At 42.7% G+C, this 13,503-nt stretch carries 11 protein-coding genes; all 11 read right to left on the bottom strand.

What is annotated here, in order from left to right:
- Window position 1 precedes the first annotated feature (1 nt).
- Window positions 2-1,558, bottom strand: coding sequence for a glycosyltransferase family 39 protein (locus ACRBG0_RS04010; protein ID WP_431485621.1), 1,557 nt, complete (start codon window positions 1,556-1,558; stop codon window positions 2-4).
- A gap of 204 nt (window positions 1,559-1,762) precedes the next feature.
- Window positions 1,763-2,458, bottom strand: a complete 696-nt coding sequence (locus tag ACRBG0_RS04015; protein ID WP_431485622.1) for a carbon-nitrogen hydrolase family protein — start codon at window positions 2,456-2,458, stop codon at window positions 1,763-1,765.
- Window positions 2,459-2,471: 13 nt separating this feature from the next.
- A complete protein-coding gene (locus tag ACRBG0_RS04020; protein ID WP_431485623.1) occupies window positions 2,472-3,722 on the bottom strand; it encodes a glycosyltransferase in 1,251 nt (416 codons plus the stop codon).
- Window positions 3,719-4,960, bottom strand: coding sequence for a pyridoxal phosphate-dependent decarboxylase family protein (locus ACRBG0_RS04025; RefSeq protein ID WP_431485624.1), 1,242 nt, complete (start codon window positions 4,958-4,960; stop codon window positions 3,719-3,721). The genes ACRBG0_RS04020 and ACRBG0_RS04025 overlap by 4 nt, the downstream gene beginning before the upstream one ends.
- Window positions 4,961-5,001: 41 nt before the next feature.
- Window positions 5,002-5,757, bottom strand: coding sequence for a DJ-1/PfpI family protein (locus ACRBG0_RS04030; RefSeq protein WP_431485625.1), 756 nt, complete (start codon window positions 5,755-5,757; stop codon window positions 5,002-5,004).
- 18 nt (window positions 5,758-5,775) lie between these two features.
- Window positions 5,776-6,579, bottom strand: a complete 804-nt coding sequence (locus tag ACRBG0_RS04035) for a GNAT family N-acetyltransferase (protein WP_431485626.1) — start codon at window positions 6,577-6,579, stop codon at window positions 5,776-5,778.
- Window positions 6,580-6,638: 59 nt separating this feature from the next.
- The gene (locus ACRBG0_RS04040) at window positions 6,639-7,220 is read right to left on the bottom strand and encodes a TetR/AcrR family transcriptional regulator (protein ID WP_431485627.1); all 582 of its coding nucleotides are present in this window, start codon (window positions 7,218-7,220) and stop codon (window positions 6,639-6,641) included.
- Window positions 7,207-8,568 (bottom strand): TolC family protein, encoded by a 1,362-nt coding sequence (locus ACRBG0_RS04045; protein ID WP_431485628.1) that lies wholly within the window; start codon window positions 8,566-8,568, stop codon window positions 7,207-7,209. Before ACRBG0_RS04045 ends, ACRBG0_RS04040 begins: the two co-directional genes overlap by 14 nt.
- Window positions 8,565-11,645 carry an efflux RND transporter permease subunit gene (locus ACRBG0_RS04050; protein ID WP_431485629.1) on the bottom strand — a complete coding sequence of 1,027 codons (3,081 nt, stop codon included), beginning with the start codon at window positions 11,643-11,645 and terminating at the stop codon, window positions 8,565-8,567. The genes ACRBG0_RS04045 and ACRBG0_RS04050 overlap by 4 nt, the downstream gene beginning before the upstream one ends.
- Window position 11,646: 1 nt before the next feature.
- Window positions 11,647-12,681: an efflux RND transporter periplasmic adaptor subunit gene (locus tag ACRBG0_RS04055; RefSeq protein ID WP_431485630.1), complete on the bottom strand. Its 1,035-nt coding sequence runs from the start codon at window positions 12,679-12,681 to the stop codon at window positions 11,647-11,649.
- A gap of 61 nt (window positions 12,682-12,742) precedes the next feature.
- Window positions 12,743-13,342: a TetR/AcrR family transcriptional regulator gene (locus ACRBG0_RS04060; protein WP_431485631.1), complete on the bottom strand. Its 600-nt coding sequence runs from the start codon at window positions 13,340-13,342 to the stop codon at window positions 12,743-12,745.
- Window positions 13,343-13,503 lie beyond the last annotated feature (161 nt).

Raw genomic sequence — 13,503 nt, forward strand, 5'->3', positions numbered from 1 at the left:
GCTACTCTTCTCGCCAAACCCCATCTGCCATCTTCTCTTCCTTTACGATCTCCTTCCACACTGCACGCACGTCCATCGTTGCTTGCGTTTTGAAAAATATATACCCAGGATCGCGCGCCAGTGGGTGCTCGATACTATCCACAAAAATCATTTCTGAAAAGAAATCCGAAGTGGGGTGCCATTCATCATAAACCTGCAATTGATGATCGAAGTCTACGTTTTGTGGTATCCACATCGTGAAACTAGAACTAAAGCTGAGGCATTCTGGCAAATCATATTCCTTACGATGAAAATTCAGCACGCCAGCCTGCCCATAATTATCAGCATAAAGCATGGTCTTACTTTGTTGCTCGGGAGTAAGCTGGTGGTAATAAGCCGCCACTTTAGCAGGCAGTTCGTCCCAGCCATGCATATCGGCAAAGTCTTGGGGGAGGGTGCGAATCACGCCATCCTCCCAGCGCAAAGGAGTAGTGAGTCCATAGTTATCTTTAAAGTAGGTGCAGTAGGCTTGCATTTTCTCTACCGACATCACGGGTAAACCGTAAGGGATAATCGGCGCATTCAACAACAGTATTACAGGTAGCAAGGTCCAGGCATAACGGCCCAACCAGCGTTCCCACATCACAGCACCGGCTGCCAATAGCATACCATAGGCTCCAATCGTGTAATAAGCTTTGCCGCTTAGAAGCAGCAATATCGCCAACGTAAACAGGAATGCCCACCCCAAAAGGCGGTAAGGCGCCAACTGCTTTACCCGAAAAAGCGCCCACAAGCCTACGCCCCAAATGATCACCCCAGTCCCATGAAACAGCAGCTGAGGCAATAGAAAATCAGCGGGCGTCATGTGTACCAGTTGGGTTTGGGCTAGCTCTTCCATATGCCGAATCACTGGCCAGTCATAGCTGTATTGCCAATATAAATTTGGGCTAGCGATTAATAACGCTAAACCTACCGCCAAGTAAGGATGTGGACTTAACAGTTGTTTTCTTTCCTTGCCAATGACAAAAGCCCCGGCCAGCGCCAGTAAAAAGAAAACGATGGAATACTTCGTCAGGAAACCCAATCCAGCTACAAGCCCCAAAGCATACCAATAGCCCGGTCGTTGATACTTGATAATTTTGACTACCAGAAAAGCCGACAGCAACCAACAAAACTGATTGAAACTCACCGGCTGAAAAAGGTTATTGCTCCCCAGGTAGGCAGGCGACAACAAAAATGTGGCTCCGGCAATAAGCTGGGCTTGCTTGCGCCCACCAAAGTCACGCGCCATTATTCCGACTAGAAAAATTGAAATAGCTCCCACCATCGCTGGAAATAGCCGAACAGCAAAAATAGTATCCCCCAGTAGTCCGCGAGCCACCTTTCCCAACACCGCAATCATCGGTGGCACCTCCAGATACCCCCACGCCAGATGATCTCCTTCTGCTAGATAGAGATATTCATCACGATGTAAACCGTAAAGGTCGTGTGAATAATAATGCAACAACAACTTCAAAATAGCCAGGGCCAACAAGCCTTGCCAAAAAAGCCGAGGGGTGGTACGCTGAGCGTCGGTCATGGTGTTTTTTATTTTAAAGATAGCAAAGATGGCCTCGCACCCCTATGGATATCGGTTAGATGGTTGATAGTTGTTTGTTAGATGGTTGTTTGGTTTCGCTAGTAGCATCAAATATCTCTGGAGATAGTGTTTCCTATAGGCGGAATTCACGAATTCAACGCTGGATATAAAAATAAAAAACACTGCCAAAAAACGTGGGAGAAATCAGAGCTTTGCAAAAAGCAGGCCTTCTTCCTGGTCTAGCTGTAATATTAGTTCACCTTGCTTATTCCAGACGGCGGAACTGCCAGCTCCTACAAAATCATCCGCAGGACCGACATTATTAACCATCAAAACGGGGATGGTATTTTCGCGGGCAATGGTAGCTAATCGCTGGTGGGCACTTGCTACTCCGCTTGCTGATTTGGCCACGCTGGCCAGGTATATCTCGGCTCCTTGGGCCATTGCTTCATCCGTATGCTCAAGGATGGAAAGTTCATAACAAATGGCGAAGGCCACCTTTCTGTCATTTACCAATAGATTCGCAAAATTCTGGCCACTCACAAAATACGCATCTTCATCCGGGTGCAAATACTTTTTGGAATACACCCGCCGCGCCGCCATTGGCTGAAACAGTAGCAGGCTGATACAAACACCAGCTTCCTGCCGGGTAGGCACCCCCACGCCAATCACCATTTGGTAATCATCGCTGAGTTGTTGAAAAATATTCAGACGGGGATCTTCCATCTTAAAAGCCAGCTCACTGGCCAGCGTAGGCTCATACCCGGTAAGCGACAATTCCGGAAATATGATCATTGATGCTTTCGCGCTGGCCGCCTGCTCAATAAATGTCAAGTGCTTACGCAGGTTTGCCTCTACATCACCGGCCACAGATTGTATTTGAGCTAGTGCTATTTTCATTTTATACCTAATTTCAACTAACAATGGCCTGGCATACTTCTTCTCTGAAATCTTCTTGGTTCATTTGAGCTCCTATCTCCTCTGCTTTCTTTTTGAAATCCGGATTATTTACCAGCTCCAATATTTTTGGCTCCAAATTTTTGGTCCTTATTTTCCCAATGGCGATCCCTTTGGGGCCAGCGCCTTTCTGAGCGATGATTTTATTCCACACAAACTGGTCGATGATATGAGGTATGATTAAGCTTGCACAGCCATGCTTCAGGGCCATATGCGTTGTACCTGAACCGCCATGATGAACGACACCATAAATTTTGGGCAATACCCAATCGTAAGGAATTCGAGAAACAAAGTGGATGTGTTCGGAAGAATAATTATCTGGTTTCACCAAGCCCCCAGCGGCTGTATTTATAATCGCAGGAATACCGTTCCGCTCAAGGATTTCCAGTATCAATTGCGTTTTTTCCGCGGGCGCTGGATTGAGCATACTCCCAAAAGTAACGAGCAGTATTTTCGGATACCTCGCCAGAAAACCATTCAAAGCTTCGTCGGGTTGCCAATTCACGGTTTTATCTCTTTCGTGGTAGCCCAACACCTTGATATTGGATGGCCAATAATCGGGCCTTTCAAAAAGCGTTGGTGAAATGGTGTAGATGGCATTGTTTGTAAACAAAGAATGCTGTATCTGCTTTTGGCTAATCCCCTTGGTGCTGTCCAGCCATTGCAAAGAATTCATGATCGTCTTGACCAAACCATAATTAGCAAGCCTATAGGTCAACTTATTGAAAAACGGCCCAAAATCCTTATTGAACGATACATGGGCATGGTTTTTCACGTAGTGCAGATAGGGTACTGGACTTATCAACGTCGTCTTCCCCGGATGTTTTAAACTCCAGATAACCGGATACATGACTTTTCCATTGTGGACGATATAGTCCGGAGCTACTTGCTCGACAAATTCGTATTGCTTACGAACCATCTCCCGGTTGATGTCTTTTTGTTGGAGGGCCAGCTTCACAAAAGCTACCAACTTTTTAAAGATAGACCCACCGCTGCCCATCGCTATTTGGCCAACCTCACTTTCCAACATCTCAATAAACCGTGACCCCAGTGATCCGAATTCGAAACCGGAATCTTCTGCCAGCTCGCGGAATTGCTCAGGAAAAAGACAGAAGACCTGATGACCTTTTTCTCTCAGGATTTCCCCGACAGCTAGCAAAGGCTCCATGTCTCCACGGGTTCCGACTGATGTTACTATTATTTTCATTTACTGGACACTAGCTCCTTTAATTCATCAATAAACAACGCCAACTTTTCAATGGATACATGATCCATTATTACCACCTTAAACCAACCGGGGTTTAAGTGATTGTCAGGAATTAATCCAAATTTCTGAGCTATACTATGGTTCAGAAAATGAGCTCTAATGGTAATAATATTCGACATGGGGTTTCGATAATACCCAACCTTTAGTTGTTCCAATTGCTTGCATAACCAATCTGCTCTTTTTTGCAAGATAAATATTTTCTCGTGCCAGCCATACGGGCCATTTTTTGATAAAATCATCCAAACGGCAATCGCGTTGGCTCCTGATCGACTTCCTATCAAAGTAAAATCTTCTCCCTCTACATAGCTGGCTTCTTGTGTATTTACATTTTCGATAAACCCTTTTCTAATCAGAAATATCCCGGTACCATAAGGCGACTGGGCCATTTTATGCGCATCAAGCGTAAACGAAGTTATCGCTGAATTTTGGAACGTCAACAAGCTATCTTCATTGGTGAAGGGATAATAAAACCCTCCATAAGCACCATCGATATGAAGCTTAAACTCGCATGAAAGTTTCTCTAAAGACGATGTCAGTACTTCAACATTATCCACAGAACCAAACATGGTGGTCATCATATTACAAATGACAATGAAATACTTTTTACCCTCGCTTTTTGCTTGCTGTAAGGCCTCCTCTACGGCTGTAGCACTAATCGCCCTTGTATCGTCCTCAACCGCTATTTTATAAATGCCTAGTGACAATAAATTGGCAGCTTTATCCATCGAATAATGGCTATCCTCGCTGCATACAATCGCTATCTCCTCCTGACTTGCTGAAAACTTACGCTTATAATAGTTTCTGTAGATCCAGATGGCCTGAATGTTGGCTTCTGTCCCCCCAGATGCTACGTAGCCATCTTGTTCCCCATAATTCCCTTTTAGGATATCGACGGCACAGATTTCGATCAATTCTTTTTCGATGGCATGTGTGCCTTCAAAAAAGGGCTCTGACTTCCCCAAGGTGTGGCAACCGATATGATTGGGATTCTTGACCAGCGCATACATAAATGGCGCTTCTTTCAGGAAAGAGGCATCTTGATTGAATACCTTATCATCCAGATAAGAGGCAGGCACGCCAAGGGCTCCTTCTTTGTCATAATTGATGTTCTTCTCCAGTGCATCGAACACTGTTTTCTTTATTTCTTCCTGAGATTTTATCGTCCAGATTTTCGGCATCTTTCTTTATTGAATTTCGAAGTGCTTATTGGGTGTCACGCTTATTCTTCCCAATTTTGTAATCGGTCAAGATATAGATAAGATTCTACAAATTTCCGGTGCTCAGGGCTGGTCATCTTCTCCAATAGCTTCAGGGCCGAGATGTAACTTGCTAAATTCCCATTCGAGGAGCTGAATTTCCCGTCTTCTACAAAAGTCACCAAGCTATCATTTTGCACTTTTAGATTGGGATAATCCTTCTGTAGCTGTTCTCCACCACCAATCCAAGTCACGATTTTCTTTCCGTCCGCAATTCCTGACGCGCCAACCAATTGGGCTCCTGCGCAGTTACTTACGATATACTTGGCTTCATTATTCCTTTCTTTTATGAATGCGACTATTCTTTCATTGTGAACTTGTGAATACATATCGTAGGCACTAGGAATAAAAAGTGCTTCCAATTTCGGGCAGCTCATAAAAGTATAATCAGGCAAGATTCTTATTCCTTCCTCCGTTGTAATTGGCTCTTCTGTCTCCGCTATTGTTACCACATTAAAAAGCTGCTCTCCTGCTTCCGTCGGTTTTGCAAAAACATCTGATGTTGCGATAACTTCACTTTGCAGCACGCCATTATACATCACAAGACCAATGGTTGGTAAATCTGCATTAAAAGGTTTCAAGTGCTTAGTCAAGGTATCTGTTTTGACTTCCATGGGTATATTATCCTGACGCTCAGCATCCGTTTGCGCCTTTTCAGTGCCGCAACTACCCAATAGGATTGCGATAAGTAATAATAGGATGATCTCTAATCTTGTCATTTTATGTTTTATTTTCTTCTATCCGCAAAACCCACTCCCATAGGAGTAAATATACGCTGGATTCCAGTGGTTCTCTTTGCCTAAAATCATTCTTGGATAACTTTCTCCTTTCTGTAATCCTTGCTTTTCTAGCCAATTGACTCCCTCATGGTTCTCCATGGGCAGCATTGTTCTTTTTCCTTTTTTCGAGTGCTTCAATTTTAGGAGTTCAATACCTGCTTGCGGGTCGCGGGCTAAAACTAAGCCTCTAGGAAAGTCGGGGAGATAAAAGCCTAGTAATTCGTTGTCATTATTGAAATAACCTTGGCCGTTTCCATAATATTTATCAATTAAATGCGGTCTATCCTCACCATTGGCATCTCTATCCAGCTTGCAGACGTTTTTAAAATCTGATCCTTTCAACCCGCGAATTGGAGCTAGAAGGTCATAATCAGTGTCTACGACAGAATCAAAGCAATGGTATTCCGTCATTTTTCTAAAACCATGCTTTCTGTAAATGGGTTCTCCAAGTTTGGTGGCAATTAACAACTGCGTTTCACACTTTTTGGCCTTCAGAAAATCAATGAGAAATTGTGTGATCTCAGAACCGAATCCCTGGCCTCGGTAGTTCCGATCTACCATAATGTTTGCAAGCCAGCCAACTTTGCCTTTGAGGAAAACATTCCCTGTTCCCACGATCTTTTCTTCATCGACGAGAACGAACGCGTAAAGAAAGTCCTCGTTCAGGAAGTCTTTGAGGAATGCTTCGTAGTCAAAGTCCCAATCTATTGGAGGAAGGCGGTTTAGGCCGTTTATGTCGGATTCGTTTAGCGTTCTAATCATTGTATCGTTCAGCTTGTAACACTTGTTGGCAGACTATACCTTGACAAGCTACAAATTTTTTATTGGTGGAATAATCCATCAATAAGAGCATTTGTTAGATTGCGATGAAAAACCCAGTCCTCTTTTTTCATTCCTTCATAGCCTTTTAGCTGGCAAGCGTTTGTAAAAACATAACGTAAAGTTGAGCTATCAATCTCCTCCTTCAAGCTGTGATCACTCGTCATTTGATAATACAAGGGATCTAAAATATTTTCAATAGTCATTCTTTGTCTACGGTACAGTTCTTCCCAAATCACAGGGTAGCGTTTCTTAAGTTGCTCTAAGAATTGATAATTCTCTTGCGTAAACAAAAGGATGTAGTCACCTAGATATTTCAATCGTTCTTTGGGTGTGTTATCCATTTGATTGCAGCAACTAGAAAGTTGATCATCAAAGATAGAGGACAGACTATTCGCAATTAATGAAAGTAAATTCTCTTTATTCTTGACGTATAGATATAGTGTTTTTTTGGATATGGCTAAGGCACGGGCAACATCATCCATTGACACTGATTTGATTCCAAAGTCTATGAATTGATCCGAAGCCTCTGCCACTATTTTCTCTAAACAACTCATTTCCCAGGGCTCCTTATTTTCCGACATGTTGCAAATAAGTTGCTATGGTTATTTTATACTTTGTTTTTGCCTCAATCATTTTATCCAAAGCCTCTGTTTGTAAGGCCTTGGCCTCCAGCAATTCAGAAAGGGTTACGACACCACTATCAAAGCTGGTTTGATTAACGCGAAGATTTTCCGTTGCTTGTTCGATCCGCTCCTGCATGATTTGTATTTCCGCGTAGGCCTCCTTGAGGTCAGTCCAGGATTTGGCCGCTCTAAGCTCGAGCAGAGCTTTGGTATCCTCCAGCGTATTACGACTAATCTTTTCTTTTATTAATTGTTCTTCTAAGTCGTGTTTCCCCATCCACATTGGAGTTAAAGGCACACTCACCGATGCAAAGCCAAAGGCATTCACTGCACTGGTTTGTTCTTCAAATTGGGTTAAAAAGAAAGCATTGACTCCGACGGCGACGGTAGGTTTATAATCTGCGTTCTTAAGTTCTGACTGAAGAGCCTGCACCTCAACAGATTTCTCCAAAAGTCGTACTTCCGGTAAATTTGAAAGATAGTCGATACCTACCTGTAGGTAGACAGCAGGTGGTTCAAAATTGTCCAAATGATCAAGAAGGAAGAGAGTGGAATCGAAATCTTCGCCTATGGTATTACAAAACTGCATCAAGGCCAGTGCTTTGCCGTTATGCAATTTATTTTCATTAAGTTTTAATTGACTTTGCTCGAGTTCTAGTTTATAGACATCGTTCCGTATGCTCAACCCTGCTTTGTAAGCATCATCAACTTGGATAGACAATCGATCTAGGAGTTTGCGAAATCCATCGATTGTCTTTTGCTTTTCCTGAAGGGCAACAATTTGCCAATATTGTTGTTCGGTCGTCAGCCTCAACTCATTTTCGGCCATGTATTTTTGCTCCTCTCGTATGGCTACTCCTACATCTGCTAGTTTATTCCCCACCTTGATTTTTCCACCTGTGTAAATAGGCTGTGAAGCACTCAAGGAAGCTACGCCTATTTTTTGCAACAGCCCAATTTGAGACGGAGGCGTATAGGCAAACTGAGTAGCAGAAGCGAGGTTAGCCGGGTTGCCATCATAAACAGGAAGATTTCCACCAGGGCTACTAATTTCAAGTAAAGGGTCGATTGCATGCATGACTACACCATCGAAATTTACTTGCGGGTAGTAATAGGCTGCCGCTTTCTGCTTTACTACATTCGCCGCTTCAACTTCAAGTTCGCTATTCGTTATTTTCACACTACTTTCCATCGCCTTCGCAATAGCCGTTGTAAGGCTCATTTCAACTTGACTTTTAGCAGGATAAAAAACCAATAGTAAGGCTGCAACAACAAGGTAAGTAGATGATATTATTCTATTTCTCATGCTTTTGCTAATTCTGTTTTTTGAAAAAATTGTTGATAAAGGACGGGTAATATGTAAAGAGTCAAGGCCATAGAAACCAAAAGCCCAAAGCATACCACAGCCCCCAGTGGGCCCCAAAGTGTCGAGCCACTCATAATCATAGGAACAACGCCTATGGCTGCTGCAAAAGAGGTAAGGAAAATAGGGCGCATTCGTCGTTTTCCAGCAGCCATTGCCGCCTGTTGTACTGACATCCCTTTCTTATGCCGCAACTCTTCCGCATAGTCAACTAGTATTATACCATTGCGAACCACAATGCCCATCAGACTCATAACCCCTAGCGAGGCCGTCATCCCAAAGGCATAGCCTGTAATCAGAATACCCAAAGCCGCTCCCAAAACGCTCAACGGCATCGTGGTCATAATCAGTAATGCATGCCGAAGTGTTTTGAACTGAAAGAGGAGAATAAAAAATATCAAAACGATACCGACACCAAGTGCTTTACCAATAGGAATGTAATTTTCAATTTCGCCTTCTTCTTCACCTCCATATTCGAAATGTAGTGCTGACTGGTCCGAAATAGCTTTGATTTGAGGTTTCAGTTCTCCTAAAACGCGGTACGGCAAAGCCGATCTCTGTACATCAGCCCTTACCGTAATCGTTCTGATTCCATTTCTGCGGATGATTTCCCCCTCCGTCCAATCAGTCGTTAAGGAAGCAACTTGGCGTAATGGTATAGGCATTAAAAGAAAAGGAGAGCTCACTAACTGATTTTGGAGGTCTCCAAATTCGTCTCTCTGTTGCGGAGCATTAATCACCTTGACATTGACAGGATAATCGCCTTCCCAAACCGTACCGACCGGAATACCTGAAAAGCCAGATGCTACTGATGCCGCAATAGACCCCCTGGTTAGTCCTACTCTATTGGCTTGTTCGTCATTTACATTTACTCTTATTCCTTGCCGAGGCTCTACATAATCTGTACGCGCCCAAATGACCTTCTCATTTTGTTCCATCACATTTTTCACCTCTTCAGCAGCAAGTCTCAAAGCTTGAATATCATCTCCAGCTATGCGAACTTCAATGGGTGCTTTGCTGGCCATCATGTCCAGCTGCTTCATTCGTACATAAGCATTGGGGAAATAATTGCGATACTTTTGCTCATACTCCTCCAATAGTTCCACTGCCTGAAGCTCTGTCTGGGTATTAACAACCAATTGAGCATAGTTTTTAGCAGGAAAATTAGGGGCATAAGTTGTATGAAACCTTGGTGAACTTTCGCCAATGAACGTAGTAACATTTTTCACTCGTTCTTTATCACCCAACAGTATTGCGGTAAGGCTGTCTGCAACAAAAGCAGTTTGGCCTAAGGTACTGCCTTCGGGCAGGTAAATCTCAACGGCAAATTGGTTTCGCTCGACTTTAGGAAATAGTTGCCGCGGAACAAAACTCAGGATATAAGCCCCCAATGCCACCGATGCTATTCCCGAAAAAACAGTCAACCAAGGCATTTTGAAGGCCCATTCTATGGTCCTGTCATAAGCAGCCTGCAATAAATTTAAGGGAGAAAACTTCGGCTCTTCTTCCCCCCCTTTATGAATTCCTTCTTTTATAAAGAAAAAATTCAAATAAGGAACAAGTAACATTGCCACTAATAACGATATACCCAGCGCCAAACCAATAGTCACAGGAAGTGACCCTACAAAATCGCCAGTTTGCCCAGAAAGGAACATCGGCATTGGAACATAGGTAGCTGCGATACACAGGGTAGCTGCAAATACAGGAACAAAAAGTTCTTTAGCACTCAAAATGGCAGCTTGCCATCGATCAAGACCATCGTCCAATTTTTCTACGTAGTTGTCAATAACCACGATCGCATTATCAACCACCATTCCTAAAACGACAATTAAGCCCGCTAGTGAAACAGTATGCAGCTCTACGCCTAGTAGAAAGAGTAGCCCTATCGAGATAAAAATGGATATTGGTATGGTAATACCAGAAACGACAGCAACCCGAAATGGGAGAAAAAGCATAATAACCACAATCACAGCTGCAATAGCGATGAAAAACTCTTTCAAAAAGTGCTGAATAGCATGATCTACCGCTTCGGGCATATCGGCTATTTTGTGAACCTCAATATCCGCAGGAATTTGTGTTGCTATTTGCTCTAAACTTTCATCGATATCTTTTCCAAACTGCACAATGTTGTTGCCCGTCTGCATCTCAAGAGAAACCAATAAACAAGAGGCGCCATTATTCTTAATATAAGAATCAGGCTCTTCAAACTCTCTTTTTACTTCTGCAACATCCTTCAATCGAATCAAATTGCCTGAAGGATCGGAATAGACAATTTGATTTTTAATCTCATTTTCGGATTGAAAACTGGTGGGAATATGTATAGGAGTGATCAACTCCCCATTATCAACTTCTCCTGAGTAATACACCCCACTTTCCAATTGCATCGTTGCCAAAACAGTCGTCATATTGACGCCATAGCGAGCCAGCTTGTTTTGGTCAAAATTGATAACGATCTGCTCATTTTGTAAACCATAGTGCTTTACCTTAGATACAGTTGGTATTTTTCGCAGTTCTGCTTCAATGGTTTTTAGATTTTTTTCAAGCTCTTTCTTGTTTTTACTCTTTGATTCAATCGTCAATAACATCGCAGCCGTATCCCCAAAGTCATTATTGGCCACTAATGCCAATACCTGCGAGGGTAGCTGAGATTTTAATTGATTAAGGCCAAATTTGATTTTATCCCAGAAGGCGTCAGGGTCTTTTACATTGTCGTTTACTTCTACAAAAACAATTAGCATACCTTCTTTGGAGATAGAGTAAGTTTTCTCTCGTTTCACTTCCTTGTAGGAATATAAAAACTCTTCTACCTTTTGGGTCAACTGCTCTTCCACCTGTGTGGAGGTTGCACCTGGATAAACCCCTATAACCAACCCCTGACGAATCGTGAACTCAGGAAACTCATTTCTTGGCATAGCCATTAGCGCATACAAGCCAAAGGCAAATAGTACTCCCGTGATGATAATGGCTATTTGCTTATGCTTCATAGCCAACTCGATGATATTCGAATTCTCTTTTTTCATGTTACTTGATTGGGGTTACAATGTTTACTACAGAGCCTGTTGTTAATTTGTGCTGACCGCTGGTGACGACTAGCTCCCCTTCTGGTAAGTTGTTTACAATAACCTGGTTTCCCACCAAATCAATGGTTTCAACCAGCTGCGTCATTACCGTACTATCACGGAGCACATATACAAACTGTTGCCCCGTAGCATTTCGCTGTAGTGCTTTGTTAGAAATGGCTACACCTTCAATATTTTTAGTGCTGGCAATACGTACATTGCAAACCATACCTGGCTTTAACTTCCAGCCTACGTTTGACACCGCTATTTTCACGGGATAGGTATGAGAAACCGGGTTTGCTGCCACACCGATACGCTGAATTGACCCTACTCTCGTTTCGCCTAGAGCAGTTATCTCAATAGTTGCCGATTGCCCATTCTGAAGTTTCCCAACCTCATTTTCTGGTACAGGAATGTTAACATATACCGTATTGATATCCAACAATTCAAATACCATTGCACTGGGGAGTACATTCATTCCTGGCTCAATGCTTTTATTGCCAATCACTCCAGATTTTGGCGCATACAGAGCCGAGTCTTCTATCCTTCTCTGAGCCATCTCCGCTGCCGTCTTAGCTTGAGCGAGACCTGTTTCTACCTCTACCCACCTTATTGCAGGCAGTGTCCCATTCTCATACATGGGCTTCATACGGTCATACGCATCTTGTGCCTGTGCCTGTTGATGCTGGGCCAATTCATACGAGTTTTGAGAATTGGAGGCATCAAGTTTAGCCAACAACTGCCCTTTTTTAACCTGCTGCCCTTCTTCAACAAGTATCTCCACCACTGTTCCTGGTGACTTGAAACTAAGGGGGGTGTTTTGTTTGGCTTCAACTAAACCACTGTACTGTAAAGAACTGAGGCCAGCATACAGCGTGGTCTTTTCTACTTCCACATTCTGTTTTACCCTATTTACAGGCTCAGCTGACGGATCATGCTCTTGCTTGCAGCCTGTACCGAGCAATAAAATAAGCGGGATGAAGTATTGGAATTTCATTATACCATTTAGATTTATCGTCCAATTTAGTTTTTTGGTCGAATTTTGGTCAAAAAAAAGGTCATCTCAGACCGTTTAGTAATATGTTGATCATCAAATCGGTTTTCTCCTCCATGTTTTTGATTTTCTTCTGTATGAAAACCTCCATTTCTAATCCTCTTATTGCCGTAAGGAAAATCTCAGCAGTCAATTGCTCTTTATCTCCAGCCATACTATTGCCGCTTATGTTCCCTGATTCCACCCCTCTCTGTAAGATTGATTTAATGAGTAAAACCTCTGAACCATCAAATAAAAATCGTACCCTTTTAAAATAATTACTGAAGCCAAAGTGGTGCAAATCATTATCAATCAGAAACTGATACTTTGTTTGTTTCTCCTCTAGGATATCTATTTTGGTCGTTATGTACACCTTCAACTTGGCATTAAATTCATGCTCCCTATCTACCGCATTTTTACATCTCCTAAAGAACTCTTTCATCTCTTCCTCAACCACTGCATCAAGTATCTCTTCTTTGTTCTTGAAGTAGTAATACAAGGTACTTTTACCTTTATTAGCGGCCTTGGCAATATCCTGCATCGTTACTTTTTGAATACCAAATTGCTGAATCAAGCCGCGTGCAGTTTCAATTATTTCAGACTTTACTTGCTCTTCATTAACCATACTGTTTCGACTTTAGGGTATATCTTGAGTATTAATGCAATGCAAAGATAGGCTGTCACTACATACAGCGCAAGCTTTTCGACCAAAAAAGTTTTTTAGTCGAAAAACTACGCCTCAATTCGAGCTAAAAAAGCGACATGGGCTGTCAAACCCCACTCCTC

The sequence above is a fragment of the Lewinella sp. genome, assembly GCF_050633125.1.
GTDB lineage: Bacteria > Bacteroidota > Bacteroidia > Chitinophagales > Saprospiraceae > Lewinella.